Source organism: Marinomonas sargassi (assembly GCF_025716875.1).
Taxonomy (GTDB): domain Bacteria; phylum Pseudomonadota; class Gammaproteobacteria; order Pseudomonadales; family Marinomonadaceae; genus Marinomonas; species Marinomonas sargassi.
Map to the genome: position 1 here is coordinate 171084 of NZ_JAOVZB010000003.1, position 15481 is coordinate 186564.

At 40.4% G+C, this 15481-nt stretch carries 13 protein-coding genes; 9 read left to right on the forward strand and 4 right to left on the reverse strand.

Annotation, left to right across the window (positions count from 1 at the left end):
* Window positions 1-188: 188 nt before the first annotated feature.
* From OFY17_RS07685 to OFY17_RS07700, 4 genes are all read left to right on the forward strand, one after another.
* Window positions 189-1142 (forward strand): hypothetical protein, encoded by a 954-nt coding sequence (locus OFY17_RS07685; protein ID WP_263530145.1) that lies wholly within the window; start codon window positions 189-191, stop codon window positions 1140-1142.
* Between the two features lie 183 nt (window positions 1143-1325).
* A complete protein-coding gene (cysD, locus tag OFY17_RS07690) occupies window positions 1326-2231 on the forward strand; it encodes a sulfate adenylyltransferase subunit CysD (protein WP_263530146.1) in 906 nt (301 codons plus the stop codon).
* Between the two features lie 14 nt (window positions 2232-2245).
* The gene (cysN, locus tag OFY17_RS07695) at window positions 2246-3859 is read left to right on the forward strand and encodes a sulfate adenylyltransferase subunit CysN (RefSeq protein ID WP_263530147.1); all 1614 of its coding nucleotides are present in this window, start codon (window positions 2246-2248) and stop codon (window positions 3857-3859) included.
* Window positions 3860-4118: 259 nt separating this feature from the next.
* The gene (locus OFY17_RS07700) at window positions 4119-4592 is read left to right on the forward strand and encodes a hypothetical protein (protein ID WP_263530148.1); all 474 of its coding nucleotides are present in this window, start codon (window positions 4119-4121) and stop codon (window positions 4590-4592) included.
* 118 nt (window positions 4593-4710) lie between these two features.
* Here the strand turns inward: OFY17_RS07700 and OFY17_RS07705 are convergent, their stop codons facing one another.
* The 3 genes from OFY17_RS07705 to OFY17_RS07715 are packed head-to-tail and all read right to left on the reverse strand — an operon-like array spanning window position 4711 to window position 7020.
* On the reverse strand, window positions 4711-5436 hold the full coding sequence (locus tag OFY17_RS07705) for a pseudouridine synthase (protein ID WP_263530149.1): 726 nt from the start codon (window positions 5434-5436) through the stop codon (window positions 4711-4713).
* 1 nt (window position 5437) lies between these two features.
* Window positions 5438-6382 carry a D-2-hydroxyacid dehydrogenase gene (locus OFY17_RS07710; protein WP_263530150.1) on the reverse strand — a complete coding sequence of 315 codons (945 nt, stop codon included), beginning with the start codon at window positions 6380-6382 and terminating at the stop codon, window positions 5438-5440.
* Window positions 6382-7020, reverse strand: a complete 639-nt coding sequence (locus OFY17_RS07715) for an arylesterase (RefSeq protein ID WP_263530151.1) — start codon at window positions 7018-7020, stop codon at window positions 6382-6384. The genes OFY17_RS07710 and OFY17_RS07715 overlap by 1 nt, the downstream gene beginning before the upstream one ends.
* Before the next feature lie 28 nt (window positions 7021-7048).
* On the opposite strand from OFY17_RS07715, the gene OFY17_RS07720 reads away from it, so the two are divergent.
* Genes OFY17_RS07720 through OFY17_RS07730 form a run of 3 tightly spaced genes read left to right on the forward strand, consistent with a single transcriptional unit; the run spans window position 7049 to window position 12558 of the window.
* Complete coding sequence (locus OFY17_RS07720; RefSeq protein ID WP_263530152.1) at window positions 7049-7732, forward strand: ABC transporter ATP-binding protein; 684 nt, start codon at window positions 7049-7051, stop codon at window positions 7730-7732.
* Window positions 7729-10188 (forward strand): ABC transporter permease, encoded by a 2460-nt coding sequence (locus OFY17_RS07725; protein WP_263530153.1) that lies wholly within the window; start codon window positions 7729-7731, stop codon window positions 10186-10188. The genes OFY17_RS07720 and OFY17_RS07725 overlap by 4 nt, the downstream gene beginning before the upstream one ends.
* Window positions 10189-10215: 27 nt before the next feature.
* Window positions 10216-12558: a DNA polymerase II gene (locus OFY17_RS07730; protein ID WP_263530154.1), complete on the forward strand. Its 2343-nt coding sequence runs from the start codon at window positions 10216-10218 to the stop codon at window positions 12556-12558.
* Between the two features lie 15 nt (window positions 12559-12573).
* Here the strand turns inward: OFY17_RS07730 and OFY17_RS07735 are convergent, their stop codons facing one another.
* On the reverse strand, window positions 12574-13356 hold the full coding sequence (locus OFY17_RS07735) for a TatD family hydrolase (protein WP_263530155.1): 783 nt from the start codon (window positions 13354-13356) through the stop codon (window positions 12574-12576).
* Between the two features lie 282 nt (window positions 13357-13638).
* Between OFY17_RS07735 and OFY17_RS07740 the strand changes: the two genes are divergently transcribed.
* Both OFY17_RS07740 and OFY17_RS07745 read left to right on the forward strand, forming a co-directional pair.
* Window positions 13639-14574 carry a chemotaxis protein CheV gene (locus OFY17_RS07740; RefSeq protein ID WP_263530156.1) on the forward strand — a complete coding sequence of 312 codons (936 nt, stop codon included), beginning with the start codon at window positions 13639-13641 and terminating at the stop codon, window positions 14572-14574.
* A gap of 92 nt (window positions 14575-14666) precedes the next feature.
* Window positions 14667-15464 carry a sulfite exporter TauE/SafE family protein gene (locus tag OFY17_RS07745; protein ID WP_263530157.1) on the forward strand — a complete coding sequence of 266 codons (798 nt, stop codon included), beginning with the start codon at window positions 14667-14669 and terminating at the stop codon, window positions 15462-15464.
* Window positions 15465-15481 lie beyond the last annotated feature (17 nt).

Genomic DNA, 15481 nt, shown 5'->3' on the forward strand with positions numbered 1-15481 from the left:
CGTGAAAAATGAGATAGGTGTGTTAACTAGAAAATTCCTTTCATAAATACCACCTTTTACGAAAAAGGCTTGTTATCAAGCAGTTAATGGTGATTATATGTTGTCATTGCATCCGCTTAAATAATATTATTTAACGGCTTACAAGTTAATTCTCCATAAATTTTGTTAATTGTGTATATGAGATTTTCATGCGAAAAGATGATGACGTTGAGATTCCAAGTCTAACATTAGATCAAGATGAAGTTAGTGAAAGAAGGCCAAATAAAGCAGCACCTCAGCCTAGGGCAACACCTTCTCCTTCTAGGCCTGCTCATGCGCCCCCGGTAGCGCATAAAAAAACCAGCCTCGCAGGTATCTACATATTATTACTTCTGATTCTAGGAGCTTCAGGTGGTGCTGGCTATTGGCTGTGGGATCAAAACCAACAGCTGCGTAATGAGCTTTACGGTGCGAAAAGTGAAATTCAAAACCTAGACCATCAATTGCTTGCTGCTGATGTTTCGGCGAATAAGCAGGGTCAAACCATAGAAGAGACCTTAAAAATACACGATAGTGAAATTCGTAAACTTTGGGGTGTGGCTTATGATAGAAACAGAAAAGCCATTGCTGAGAATAATGAAGTACTGGAATCCATTAATAAAAAGTTAGCCACTTTAAGTGATAATGTTTCAACTCAAGGTAAGCGTATCGCTATTCAAGCTGAAGCCTTTAATGAAGTGGAAGCTAACTATAATAAAATTCTACCAACCGTTAGTGCTATTGACCAAAAAGTCCAAGGAACTGAAATTGTTCTAGGTGAGCAAGCTAAGACCCTTGCTTCTATGGATGAAAAATTGACCGCACAAACTGGTTTAGTTGAAGTTCAATCTATTGATGCAGCTCGACTACAAAGTGCATTAGATAATATAAAAGGTGAGTTAACGGCACTGGAGTCTAAGTTGGCTTCTGTTGAAAGCAATGTTGCTAAAGAGGAAACTGCAGTGTTGCCGGCTGAAATGGCTAATATTCAGCAAACTCTGAGCAACCATGAAGATGCAATTCAATCCAATGACACTTTCAGAACGCAAGTGAATGCAGAGATCATTCGTTTACGTAAGCAAATTAATCAGTTTATTTTAGAGCAGCAATTAAACGCTGAATAACTCTTCTCTAAAAAGCCGCCATACAAATACGTTTGATGTATCTGTATGGCGGTTTTCTATTTTTCTCACACATCAGTTTTTAATATCGATATACAAGAAAAGTCTATTTGAAAGTGTTTTTATAACTTTTGGATATGATATAGTGTGCCTATTACGAAATCCTTACAACAGAGATGAGGAATTATGACTGAGGAAAGATTAACTCACCTAAAACAGCTTGAAGCCGAGAGTATTCACATTATTCGTGAAGTGGCTGCTGAATTTGATAATCCAGTAATGCTGTACTCCATTGGTAAAGACTCAGCTGTAATGCTGCACCTTGCCATGAAAGCGTTTTACCCTGGTAAGCCGCCATTCCCTTTAATGCACGTTGATACGGGCTGGAAATTTAAGGAAATGATCAAGTTCCGTGATGAACTTGTTTCCAAGCTTGGTCTGGAGCTTATTGTTCATCAGAACCAAGAAGGCCTAGACCAAGGTGTAGGACCATTTACACATGGTAGCTCCAAGCATACTGATGTCATGAAAACCCAAGCTCTAAAGCAGGCTTTAGATAAATACGGTTTTGATGCAGCTTTCGGTGGTGCTCGTCGTGACGAAGAGAAATCTCGTGCGAAAGAGCGTGTTTACTCATTCCGTGATAAGCAGCACCGTTGGGATCCAAAAAACCAACGTCCAGAGCTGTGGAATATTTACAACGGCAAAGTAAATAAAGGTGAAAGCATTCGAGTTTTCCCTCTATCTAACTGGACTGAGCTAGATATCTGGCAATACATCTATTTGGAAAGTATTCCAATTGTACCTCTATATTTCTCAGCAGAGCGTCCTGTTGTTGAGCGAGACGGCACGTTAATCATGGTAGATGATGAACGTATGCCTCTAAACGGTGAAACGCCTGAAATGAAGTCTGTTCGTTTCAGAACTCTTGGTTGTTACCCATTAACAGGGGCTGTTGAGTCAGAAGCAGCGACCTTACCTGAAATCATTCAGGAAATGCTATTAACAACCAGTTCTGAGCGTCAAGGCAGAATGATCGACCATGACTCATCTGGGTCAATGGAAGAAAAGAAAAAACAAGGCTATTTCTAAGTTTGGAGTAAAGAATGTCTCATCAGTCAGAATTGATCAGCCAAGACATACTTGGCTACCTGAAACAGCATGAAGAAAAAGATCTGCTGCGCCTATTAACTTGTGGCAACGTGGATGATGGTAAAAGTACCCTTATTGGTCGTTTATTGCATGACTCTAAATTGATTTATGAAGATCATTTAGATGCAGTAAAACGTGATAGTAAAAAATCTGGTACGCAAGGTGAAGAAGTCGATCTAGCGCTTTTGGTAGATGGCTTACAAGCTGAGCGTGAGCAGGGTATTACAATTGACGTAGCTTACCGTTATTTCTCTACTGAGAAGCGTAAGTTCATCATTGCTGATACACCTGGGCACGAACAATACACACGCAACATGGCAACAGGTGCTTCCACTTGTGACCTAGCCATTATCTTGATTGATGCCCGTTACGGTGTGCAAACACAAACTCGTCGTCACTCATACATTGCAGCCTTATTGGGTATTAAGCACGTGGTTGTGGCCGTTAACAAAATGGATTTGGTGGATTTCTCTGAAGAGAAGTTCAACGAGATTCAAGCGGATTACCTTGCCTTTGTTGAGCAGCTTGGCGACCGTAAACCTGGTGATATCCAGTTTGTTCCTATGTCTGCTTTACGTGGTGACAATGTTGTTAACGCATCAGAAAGTATGGCTTGGTACCAAGGTCAGCCTTTGATGGCTATCTTGGAAACAGTACAAATTAACCGTGATGTAAAACGCGATTCTTTCCGTTTACCGGTTCAATATGTTAACCGTCCTAACCTCGACTTCCGTGGCTTTTCAGGAACCATTGCAGCAGGTGTTGTAAAACCGGGTGACAAGATTGTTGCTTTACCATCAGGTAAAACATCAAAAGTGGCTGAAATCGTAACTTACGATGGCAACTTGTCATCTGCGAAAGCAGGACAGGCTGTTACTATCACGCTAGAAGATGAGATTGATATCAGCCGTGGTGACATGTTGTCGCACACTGATCAAGAACCATTGATCGCTTCAACACTGCGTGCATCTGTTGTTTGGATGGCGGATCAGCCATTAGTATCTGGCAAGCTTTACGACTTTAAATTAGGCACTCAAACGGTACCGGGTAAAGTTCATCACTTTAACCACCGTGTTGATGTGAATACTTTAGAGCACAGTGATATTGAATCACTAGAGCTTAACGGTATTGGTGATTGTGTCATTCAATTTGATGCACCAGTAGCATTTGACGAATACCAAAACAGCCGTCTAACAGGTGCTCTGGTTATCATTGACCGCCTAACTAACGTAACTGTTGGTGCTGGTATGGTGGAAGAGGCTGTGGCTGATATCGATAGTGATACTGCTGTAACCGCTGAAGATCGTGCCGCTCGCCTTGGTCAGAAACCTGCTGTTATTGCTCTTTCTGCCGAAGCACTAGAAAAAGCAGAGTCATTAGAGCGTCAGCTTATTCGTCAAGGTATTGTTGCCTTAGTGAAAGCGGATGCGACAGCCGAAGAAGCCAGCTTACTTCGTCAAACAGGTGTTGCTGTCTTAGTCTCTAATGCTGACATAGCAGACTCAGCAATTAACGAAACAGCGTTGAATGATGTTGTTGATTTGGTTATTGAAAACGTACGTTTATAGTATTGTTCTATAAAAGCTTTATTTTATAAATAGCCATATTAAAAAGGCCATAGCATTTGTATGTTATGGCCTTTTTTTACTTTTGCACTACACATACTAGGATGGTAAAAGCTGCTAAATAATCCTATTTATGCTGTATGCCGTTAACTTTTTGAATATGTCCTCTTTAATTACCTATCAACAAGAAGAATGGACGCTAATTATAGAATGTGAAAGACTCTAACCATATAAATTGTGACGCTAAGGTATGGCACTCACCATGTTCAATGCAGTTAAATTAGGTTATGAAAAAATATCGATTAGGTTTTTAAAGTTTTTCTTATTTTTTGCTTTAACTAGCTTTACGAATAATTTCGTAAGCACTCCAGAACAATCAGAGATCAGTAAAAATTACGAGAAATATTATGAAGAGATAAAACGCCAAGAACTATCTCAGCTTGAATTTGAATATTTAATTAAAAAAAGTGATGAGTATTTGGACTATGAACATAGTAAAAAAGTCACTTCTAGTGAAATAGCTTACTCTGTTCAAGTGAAAATAATATTTTTCCTATCGTGGTTTGTGTTTTTTACCTATCTTTCAAAGCGTTATAAATATCAAAAAATTGATTTTCTTGTGTCTATAGGTGCTATTTTCTTAGGTGGTATCATTTTCTTAAGCTTACTGGAAATAGCTTTATATATAATTTTTACAGGGGGATCTATGTTGGTTTTCTGTAGAAAGCGAAATTAAAAGTCCCCATAGATAGCGTGAAATACGTATAGTATGCGCTCTTTGTTAGGCTGAAGGATATCATGACCCTAACATCTTGGTTTAATAAACCACATGAATACATTTCTTTATAGAACGCTCACTGGAGGTAGGGTGCTAGCTTGCCTAAGATAGTGTATATCTTATGATCGAAAGGGGCTTCAACTGTTAAAATTTCATTTGTCTTTGGGTGAGTGAACTGCAATTCTGAAGCATGCAGCATTAATCTAAAGTCATCTGGCCATAGTTCTTTTACTACCTTGTTGATGTGGCGGCAACCGTAACAAGAATCCCCAACCAAAGGGTTATAGGTATGCTTAAAGTGTCGTCGAATCTGATGCTTTCTACCTTGTTTAGGTCGAACTTCTAGCCAACTTAAACGCATACTTGAATATCGACTTACAGCAACAGGTAACTCATAACGAGCAAGGCGAGTGAAGTGCGTTTCAGCATCTTTTTCAGTCCCTTCAATTTTGAATCTTGAACGACCTTTCTGCTCGTTGAGTTTTGCTAGCGGGTAATTTATTACGCCGCTTGGCTCACTAAAGCCTCGTACCAAACAATGGTAGGTTTTGTTAGTTTCCGATTCCATAAATTGCTGTGAAAGCTGTCTTGCTATATCCGGTGTAAAGGCCATTATCAATACACCAGAGGTTCCTCTATCCAAGCGATGAACAGGAAACACCCATCTTCCTGTTTGGTCCCTCAAGCGCTGTACAACAGCATCTTCTTCCTCTTTCGCTAGGTGAGTTCTATGAACTAAAAGCCCAGCAGGTTTATTAACAGCCACTAAGTATTCATCTTGATATAAAATTTCTAATGACATGTTATTTATTGTTCAAACCATCTATGAAGGTAGTGATCTTCGCGGTGGCAATGTCCACAAGTTTTTGCATAGCTTCATTACTGGCCCAAGCAACATGTGGGGTAAGTAAGAAGTTTGGAAGTTGACTCAGCTTCTGCAATGGGTGGTCTAAAGGCATAGGCTCTTGTGTAGCAACATCAAACGCTGCACCTGCGATTTGTTTATTCTGAAGTGCCCCTAAGAGAGCTTCCTCATTTACTATTCCACCGCGACTGATATTTAGAAGTATTGAATTCGATTTCATGAGGTCAAATTGAGCTTTACCAATCAGGTTTGTCGTCTCTTCAGTCAAAGTGCAGTGCAAGCTAATCACATCGGCTTGCGGCAATGCACTTTCAAAAGGGACATAACCGTCACGAATCGTTTCCGCACCTTTACGCTCTGCAAAAATGACTTCCATTCCGAATGCTTCTGCAATATTAGCAACCCGTTTTCCTAATGAACCACCACCTATAATTACCATGGTGGTACTAGACAAATCTTGTATTGGGTAATCAAGGAAGCAAAAGTGCTCTGATGATGCCCATTTACCGTTTTCCACGTCCTGCGTGTAGGAAAACAAATTACGGCGTAAGGCCAGTAGCATAGAAAAGGTGTGTTCAGGAACCGTAATAGTGGAATAACCTTCAACGTTTTGTACTTTGATATTGTTCCGCTCACATGCGGCTTTATCAACATTGTTCGTGCCAGTAGCCATAACTTGCACTAGTTGTAAGTTAGTCGCTTGGTTCAGGGAGCCCTCATTTAGTAAAATTTTATTGGATAGGACGATATGAGCGTCTTTAATTCTCTCAGCTACTTCTTCTGGTTGGGTATTTTCATACTCAACGAATTCAGTGACCTTATTAGATAGTCTAATTTTGATGCTTTCAGGAAAGGATCCTCGATCTAAAAAAACCGCTTTCATTATTTCTCCTTATTTTTATCTAATAATTTTTCTACGTAAGGCTGTATATTCTTAAGCACTACGATTTGTCCATTTTTATTTGGGTGAAGGCCATCGCTAAGCATTAGGGTTTTATCTAAAGCAACATCTTTTAGCATGAATGGCATATAGAGTAGCTGATATTTATCAGCAATGGTTTGGTAAAGATTGAAAAACATTTGGGTGTAACGTCTGCCATAGTTTTGCGGTATCTGATTACCAACAAGTAATACTGCAGCACCTTGATTATGAGCTGATTCGACCATGTTTTCTAAATTCAAAGTGGTCTGATCAAGTGGGTAACCACGTAAAGCATCATTAGCACCAAGCTCAAGAATAACCCAGCGCGGTTGGTGGTTTTCTAGTAAAGCAGTGAAGCGAGAAAGTCCTCCTTGGGTTGTTTCGCCACTTACACTGGCGTTAATGACCTTCACCTCTGGGTAAGACGTTGTAAGCTGTTTTTCAAGTAAGCTCACCCAGCCATCTTGTTGAGGTAAGTTATAGGCCGCACTTAGACTATCGCCCATTACTAATAGTGTGGTGGAAGTGGCATTGGCACTGGCACTGGTGGCAAAGATAAAAAGAGAACATAGAATCAGTAAAGTTTTTTTAATAAACATATATAACCTTATTTAGAGAAAAGTCAGCATGACAAAAAATACAGCAATTAAAGTATCTAATTTAACTCACACTGTGACATCAAATACAGGGGATTTGACCATATTGAAAGGAATAAATATGGAAGTTATGGAAAGTGAGTCTGTGGCTATTGTCGGTTCTTCTGGGTCTGGTAAGTCGACCTTGTTGGGGTTGCTTGCAGGTTTAGATGTGAATACATCTGGTGACATTACTATCTATGACCTACCTTTCTCCAACCAAAGTGAAGAGCAACGCGCTTTGATGAGAGGAGAATATGTGGGCTTTGTTTTCCAGTCTTTTCACCTCTTACCTAGCTTACAGGCAATTGAGAACGTCATGCTGCCTGCTGAGCTTAAAGGCGATAAAGAGGCTCGTAAAAAAGCTGAAGAGCTGTTGGATAAAGTGGGCCTATCCCATCGTTTAACCCATTACCCGAATCAATTGTCTGGAGGCGAGCAGCAACGAGTTGCTATCGCAAGAGCCTTCGCCTCTCAACCAAAAATTTTGTTTGCTGACGAGCCGACGGGGAATCTTGATGAGGCGAATGGCAAGTTAATTGTCGATTTACTGTTTGATCTTAATAAGTCCCAAGGAACGACTCTGGTGATGGTGACCCATGATAATGAACTGGCCAAAATGTGTGATCGCCAACTGGTTATGTCTGCAGGTCAACTAACGGAAAAAACATCATGAATTTCTCATTTCGTTTAATGTTTCGAGATTTACGCAGTGGTGATTTGGTAACACTGCTACTGGCACTGGTTATTTCGGTGAGCACAGTCACATCCATAGGCCTCTTTATTGATCGCCTACAACTTTCCTTTGAACAAGAATCCGCTAACCTTTTGGCTGCAGATCGCCTTGTTCGTTCTGATGAGGTTATTCCTGACTCTTGGAAAGAGAAAGCGGATGACTTGTCATTACAGAAAGCGGAGCGTACTTCCTTCACTACCATGATGTTTGCAAATGACGCTTTGCAATTGTCACAAATTAGCGCAGTGACTGACAGTTACCCGTTAAAAGGGGCTTTTCTTGTTGAAGACACCCTGTTTGGTACTGGCTATAAAACAGAGTCATCACCTAAATCAGGTGAGGTTTGGGTGTCATCACGACTAGCAAGCTTGTTGGACATCAAGATTGGGGATCAAGTTGAAATAGGTGATGCTTTATTCAAGGTAAGTAAATTCCTCGTAAGAGACCCAGGGTCTAGTACTTCCGCTTTTGCTATATCGCCACGTGCTGTCATCAACCTAGTAGATTTAGAAGCGACCAATGTCATCATACCGGGAAGTCGTGTGCGTTATTCAATTTTACTAGCAGGCGAAGCGGAAGCCTTGAGTGAATATGAAAGCTGGGTAAAACCTCAGTTTGATCTCGGTCATCGTTGGCGTACACCTACACAAAGGGGAGAGCGCATAGGGGATACCATAGGCAGAGCGGAATCCTTTTTATTATTAGCTGGTACCCTTGCTGTTGTTATGTCGGGCGTGGCTATGGCGTTGGCATCGGCACGCTTTGTAAAACGCCATTTGATGCAAGTAGCTATTTTAAAAACCTTGGGAGCAACGCCTAATCTACTGGTTAAACTGTTCGCGCAACAATTTACCATTCTCTTCTTATGCGGTGCTTTGATTGGTTTAGGCATCGGCTGGGGCATGCAGGAGCTGATCGCCAGTTTATTATCTAACTTAATGTCGACGGCATTACCTGAACCTTCGGTTAGTCGATTATGGCTTGGGGCCGCTACGGGCGCCATTTCCATGTTGGTGTTTTGTTTCCCGTTAATGCTTAGGCTTATACAAATATCTCCGCTTTCCGTATTACAGCCTAGTGCAAAAATAGAGCAAAACACCTTATTGATATATGCCATTGGCTTTGTTGGTATGTACGGCTTGATGTGCGTTTACACCAAGGGCTTTTTATTACCGAGTATAATGACGATCGCCATATTGGCTATTGGATTGGTAGTAGCGCTGATTGGCTGGGCAGTATTTCGCTTAGGGCGCTCCTTAACATCTGGTGCCACAAGCGGTTGGCAAATTGGCTTGGCCTCTTTATACCGACGTCTAGTCCCTAATTTGTTCCAGCTTTTAGTATTCACTCTTATTATTATGCTTGGCTTGATCTTGGTTGGCGTCAAATCCAGTTTAATCGCAGACTGGCAGCAACAGTTGCCAGAGGATGCGCCAAACCATTACCTTTTCAATGTACAAGCGGATCAAATAGAGTCCATTGATGGCAAAACGCAAGAATTGGATGTGGAAAGGTCTAGCTGGTATCCCATGGTCCGAGGACGCGTTACCTATGTAAACGATACCTCAATTGAAAGTTTGTACCCAGATGGGCGAGGGGAACCTGAACTTTATGATCGAGAGCTAAATTTAACTTGGTCGGATGAGATTGGTGAAGGAAATTCACTCATTTCTGGTGATTTTAAAGCTAATGGATTATCCGTTGAGTTAAGTGCTGCGCAAGAAGCGAATGTTGGGCTCGGCGACGAACTGACCATTAATATTGGTGGTAACCCTATAAGATTACCTATTACGTCAATTCGTAAAGTAGATTGGGGGTCTATGAGACCTAATTTTTATCTTATTTTGCCTAAATCCGCTCTAGAAGATTACCCTGCTAACTTCGTGAGTAGCCTGTTTATAAGTGATAACAATGCCCAGTCTTTTTATAAGACTATGTCGCAATTTCCAACCGTTTCTATATTAAACGTTGGTGATATCCTGAAACAGATACAAACCATAGTTGGACAACTTTCTAATGCTATTCAATTAGTACTGGTTTGTATTCTCAGTGCAGGGGCGCTTGTTCTCTTAGCTAGCGTACGCTCTACTCTTGAGGAGCGTTTAGAAGAAGGGGCCTTACTACGAGTTTTGGGAGCCAAAAGTTCTTTGGTGCGTCAGGCATTATTGATTGAGTTTGGTGCGCTAGGTCTCTTTTCTGGACTATTAGCCGCATTAGGTGCCGAAACCTGTTTATACGGACTGCAAGTCTTTGTATTTCAAACTCAAGCTAGCTTCCACCCTATGCTCTGGATAATAGGGCCTAGTATTGGCGTTTTAATTATTACAGCAATTGGTATATTTGCGAGTAGGACTGTGTTAAAAGTGCCTCCTATGCATTTATTGCGTGATTTATAAAATGTCGTAACTACCTAGGCTGTTTGAATGTTTGTTGAAAAAAGTGGCTACATTGTCAGTCGCCACACTAAAGAGGTGAATGGGCGAATTGAAATGAGCCTTTTCATCAAAACTCCTGAAGGGACGGTAAAAGTCGTTCCAGACAAACAGCATAGTGTCTTTTTTACTGATGCCGCTCCAGATAGTTTTCCTACAGGGCTATCTGGAGTCTCGGTATCTTCTACTCATTTTAAAAGTTTCGAAAACCATCCTGTTACTTTGATACAGAGTCAAAGCCTAACTATCCACCAACAAATGGTGAAGCTCGCCAAGGCGAATGGTCACTCAGTTTTTGAAGAAGACGTTAAACCCCATAACCGTTATTTGATGGAAAGGAATATTCGTGGTGCTGTGCGCTTCATTGGTATTCCTGATACATCACAGCAAACCTTCCAGCAAGCTCGACTTATTGTTGGTGATTATTTGCCCAATTGGCTTATTTGGTCTCTCGATATAGAAACATCGGTTACTCACAATAAGTTGCTTTCTATTGGTGTTACATCGAACGACCTACGAGTGTGCCTTATTGTCAGCGAGCAACACATTGAATCCGATGAAATTCACTGTTTCGCGACCGAAAAAGAAATGTTATTGGCATTCATTGCTTTTGTAAAAAAGCACTCCCCAGATATTTTTATCGGTTGGAATCTAATTAGTTTTGATTTGCATTTTATCGATAAGCGTTGCCAAGTATTAGGTATACGACCTGCGTTTGGTCACCATGGTGAAAGCTGGAATATTCGAGCTTCTGAAAATCAAGGTCGTTATTTTATAAGCATCCCCGGGCGAGTTGCCTTGGATGGGATAACGCTTCTCAAAGTAGGTGGGTATCATTTTGAGTCATACAGCTTAAACAATGTCAGCAAAGAAATATTAGATGACGGTAAACTTTTGCATGGTGGAGAGCGCTGGCAAGAAATAGAGCGCTTACACCAAGAAGACTTGCAAGCCTTTGTCGCTTACAACCTGCAAGATTGTGATTTGGTTTTACGCATTTTCGAAAAGTTACAACTGATAGAGTTACAGCAGACGAGGGTGGATTTAACTGGTATTCCTTTTGAACAGCCCGGTGGCTCTGTTGCATCATTTGAAAACCTTTACATACCACGGCTTCATAAGGCTGGGTGGGTTGCTCCTGCTTGGCGAGATGAAGAGTTTGTGGCAAGCCCCGGTGGCTTTGTTATGTCTTCTATCCCAGGGCTTTATAAAAACGTTTTAGTATTTGATTTTAAAAGCTTGTATCCAAGTATTATTCGTACCTTTTACGTTGATCCTCTTGCACGGGTAACTGCTACTATCAATGAAAGCGGCAATGCTTCTGGTGTTAATCCTATGGTGCCCGGTTTTCTTGGAGCTCAGTTTAATCGTCACATGGCTATTTTGCCTGAATTGATTCGAGAGCTAGCAGAGGCAAGGGAAGGCGCAAAAAAAGACGATAACAGTATCCTAAGTTATGCTATTAAAATCATTATGAATTCTTTTTATGGTGTGCTTGGGTCAAACGTGTGTCGTTTTTACCATGCAGAGTTAGCCAGCTCGATTACTATGCGCGGCCATGAGTTATTAGCAAGAGCAAAAGGTTGGTTAGAAGAAAGCGGCACTAAAGTCATTTATGGTGATACAGACTCTTTATTTGTCACTTTGGATGACACACATAGTGATCCGTTAAAAACGGGTGAAGAGCTTTGCCAGAAAATTAATAAATGCCTTGTAGATTGGTGTCGTGACTATGCCAATCTGGAATCTCATTTAGAGCTAGAGTTTGAATGTGTCTATGAGCGTTTCTTCATGCCGACCATTCGAGGTCAAGAGGAGGGCAGTAAAAAACGTTATGCTGGCCGCTCTAATGGTCAGTTGGTTTTCAAAGGTTTAGAAGCTGCTAGAAGTGATTGGACTCCTTTTGCTCGTCAATTTCAAAGGACACTCTTTGAAAAAGTATTTAATGACGAAAACCCAGTTGCCTTTATTCAAGGAACTATAGATAAATTGCGTTTAGGTGAATATGACGATCAGTTAATTTATAGCAAGCAACTTAGTAGGCCTTTGGACTCATATACAAAAAATAAACCGCCCCATGTCAGGGCGGCTGCCCTTGTTGACCAAAAACGAGCAGAAAGCGGCTTGCCTTTAGAATTTAATAAAGGTCGAAAAAGGGTGTATTACCTATATCAGATATCAGGTGTTATTCCCTATGAAACCGCTGAAGACCTCGTTAATTTAGATTATGAGCACTATATAGAAAAACAGCTCCAGCCCATTGCCGAAAGCATATTGCCGTTTTTTGGGGTGAGTATGGACAGCCTTCTTTCACAACAGATTTCACTGTTATAACTGTCATTCAGAGTATTATTTCGCTAACTCTAAGTTAAATAGGTTAACTGTATTTTTAAGTACCTGCTTGTTTAGCTCTTCTACAGACATTTCTTTTAATCTTGCTACTTCTTCGGCAACCCAAGGTAAGTATTTTGGATGATTTTTCTTAGGCCTTGGACGAATACTTCTTGGTAATAAGTATGGGGCGTCTGTCTCGAGTAAGAGTTTATCCAGTGGAATTTTAGGTACTGACGCTTGTAAATCGGCACCACGCCTTTCATCGCATACCCAACCGGTAACACCGATTGAAAGACCAAGATCTAGGTAGTTACTTAGTTCATCTTCATTGCCAGTAAAACAGTGAATGATTGATTTCTCTGCAAGAGTAGAGTGCTTGCTTAGAATTTTTATCATACTGTCATGGGCGTCTCGTTCATGCAGATACAGCGGTAAATCAAACTCAGCAGCGAGTTCAATTTGTTGCTCAAAGGCATAAATCTGTTCCTCTGGTGTAGAGTAATTTCGGTTAAAATCTAGGCCAGTTTCGCCGATTGCAACTGGGCGTCTTTTAAAAATAAGTTCAGAGAAGGCTTTTTTGCTGGTTGCGTGAAATGTTTTAGCTTGATGGGGGTGACAACCTATAGTGTTCCACACATTCAAATACTGAAGAGAGGTCTCCTGAACTAGAATACTTTCTTCTAAGTCCGAAGCGATACAAATCATGCCTTTTACACCTGCTTCACACATTTCTGTTAGATGTATATCTAGATCATCTAGTAAAAAAGTAGGGTTAACATTTACGCCAATATCTATCATATAAATACTTAATTATTAATGTGAGAAGCGAACGATTTTACGCACAGAATTGAGTTTTGTCTGCTGCGCTTATTGTTTAACTATATTTCTCTATTACTCGTTAATAATTTATATATCTCACCAAGATATAAATATTATGAGTATTCATGGCCTTTTACTCTCTACAGTATTAGAAAAATACAAAAAAATGCTGTAACACTTAACTGAATACCATATGATGAAGTATCCTGTTATGGTTATAATAAATAATTGAATAGATTGTAGAAAATTTTGGAGTGATATATGGCGAGCGTGTTAGAAGCTGTAGACCAAAGGACTAACTTGGTTGGCGAAAACCGTTTGGAGCTGCTGATGTTCCATTTAGGCGGTATGCAAATGTTTGCAATCAATGTGTTCAAAGTTCAAGAAGTTGTTCAGCTGCCAAAGCTTAACCTCATGCCTCATCGCCATCCTTCTGTTGCTGGTGTGACGCACTTCAGGGGGAAAACAATTCCAGTTATAGATCTTTCTGAATCCATCGGCATGAAGCCAATTGATCGCTCTCAACCTTGTAACCTTATTGTTACAGAGTACAACAATACTATTCAGGGCTTTATGGTCGGAAAAGTAGATCGCATTATTAATATGTACTGGAGCGAAATATTACCGCCACCTGACGGAGCAGGACGCCAGCATTATCTAACGGCTATCACGCGTGTAAATGAGCGTATCGTAGAAATCATTGACGTGGAGAAAATACTCGCTGAAATTTCACCCTACGATGGCACTATTAGTGATGATGTCATTGATAAAGACCTACTGTCTCTTGCTAAGGGTCTTGAAGTCCTGATTGTTGATGACTCTAAAGTCGCACGGTCTCAGGTTGAATCAACTCTGAACTTTTTAGGTATCACAGTCCATCAAGCAACCGATGGAAAAAGAGGCCTGCAGATGTTGAAAGATTGGGCAGCTGATGGTGATAATGTACCAGAAAAGCTCCTCATGATGATCACTGATGCCGAAATGCCTGAAATGGACGGTTACACCTTAACTCGTGAAATTCGCGATGACCCAAGACTAAAGGATATATATATTGTTCTACATACATCTCTAAGTGGTAGCTTTAATAAGGCCATGGTTCAAAAAGTAGGTTGTGACGATTTCCTTTCTAAATTCCAACCAGATAAATTAGCCACTGTCATTCAAGACAGAATGAGACAGGTTATTTATAAAGAATAATAGGCTTTTTTGGTGTAAGGAAGCAGGCTAGCGCCTGCTTTTTTGTTTCTATATGAATTTACCAAAACTGTTTTTATATTAAGTTTAAAGTTATGACAATTGAGCTTACGTTATTTTTAATGCTTATTGGCATAGTCGCTGGAGTGCTAAGTAAAGCAGTAAACTTTTCTCCTGCCTTTATTGCGATTTCAGCTGCCTATTTCTTCTTACCAATTTTTAATACTTCATTAGAGCATGCTCTTCTGTCTGTCGTTGCAACTAGTATTTTCTCATTTCTACCTATGCATATTTATACTTGGCTAGAGTCGATGAGAAGTAAGTCAATAGATTTTCCTATGCTTGTGCAGTTTTCACCAGGTATTGCCCTAGGTGCAATCATTGGCGCGCAGGTACTATCTTTTATGAATCCTATTGTCTTTAAAGTATGCTTTTCCTTGTTAGTTATTATTTATACTTATAACGCTCTTCTATCGAGTAATCTAATCACTCATAAGGTGCGTAAAACATCAAAAGGCTTCTCACTGCTAGTGGGAATGCTTGTTGGGGGAGTGTCATTACTAGCGGGGAGTTGTGGTCGAGTTTTAGGTGATTCGCTTTTCTCTTTTTTAAGCAAAGACCTAAATAATAAAGAAGCTACTGTTAGAGGTTTTGTTGTTTTCACCTCCATTGCAGCTCTTATCGGTTTTGCGTTTCCAGCTCAAGGCTTTGATACACATAATTTGTTTGGATTCACTGGTGCAGTACACTTACCTTCAGCGCTTATAATGGGACTCAGCTTCAGTGTTGCTTATTTATTATGCCGTAGACAAATCAATGATTTAGATAAAAATGTTCTGATAATATCTTGTGTTCTGTTTTTAGTATTTACTGTATTTAGACTTTGGTTGTGATTACAGCTCAGGTTTTT

Excerpts from the sequence above, each read along its gene's own strand:
- OFY17_RS07685 (WP_263530145.1), top strand. The coding sequence starts at position 189 with ATGCGAAAAGATGATGACGTTGAGATTCCAAGTCTAACATTAGATCAA.
- cysD (WP_263530146.1), top strand. The coding sequence starts at position 1,326 with ATGACTGAGGAAAGATTAACTCACCTAAAACAGCTTGAAGCCGAGAGT.
- cysN (WP_263530147.1), top strand. The coding sequence starts at position 2,246 with ATGTCTCATCAGTCAGAATTGATCAGCCAAGACATACTTGGCTACCTG.
- OFY17_RS07700 (WP_263530148.1), top strand. The coding sequence starts at position 4,119 with ATGTTCAATGCAGTTAAATTAGGTTATGAAAAAATATCGATTAGGTTT.
- OFY17_RS07705 (WP_263530149.1), bottom strand. The coding sequence starts at position 5,436 with ATGTCATTAGAAATTTTATATCAAGATGAATACTTAGTGGCTGTTAAT.
- OFY17_RS07710 (WP_263530150.1), bottom strand. The coding sequence starts at position 6,382 with ATGAAAGCGGTTTTTTTAGATCGAGGATCCTTTCCTGAAAGCATCAAA.
- OFY17_RS07715 (WP_263530151.1), bottom strand. The coding sequence starts at position 7,020 with ATGTTTATTAAAAAAACTTTACTGATTCTATGTTCTCTTTTTATCTTT.
- OFY17_RS07720 (WP_263530152.1), top strand. The coding sequence starts at position 7,049 with ATGACAAAAAATACAGCAATTAAAGTATCTAATTTAACTCACACTGTG.
- OFY17_RS07725 (WP_263530153.1), top strand. The coding sequence starts at position 7,729 with ATGAATTTCTCATTTCGTTTAATGTTTCGAGATTTACGCAGTGGTGAT.
- OFY17_RS07730 (WP_263530154.1), top strand. The coding sequence starts at position 10,216 with ATGTTTGTTGAAAAAAGTGGCTACATTGTCAGTCGCCACACTAAAGAG.
- OFY17_RS07735 (WP_263530155.1), bottom strand. The coding sequence starts at position 13,356 with ATGATAGATATTGGCGTAAATGTTAACCCTACTTTTTTACTAGATGAT.
- OFY17_RS07740 (WP_263530156.1), top strand. The coding sequence starts at position 13,639 with ATGGCGAGCGTGTTAGAAGCTGTAGACCAAAGGACTAACTTGGTTGGC.
- OFY17_RS07745 (WP_263530157.1), top strand. The coding sequence starts at position 14,667 with ATGACAATTGAGCTTACGTTATTTTTAATGCTTATTGGCATAGTCGCT.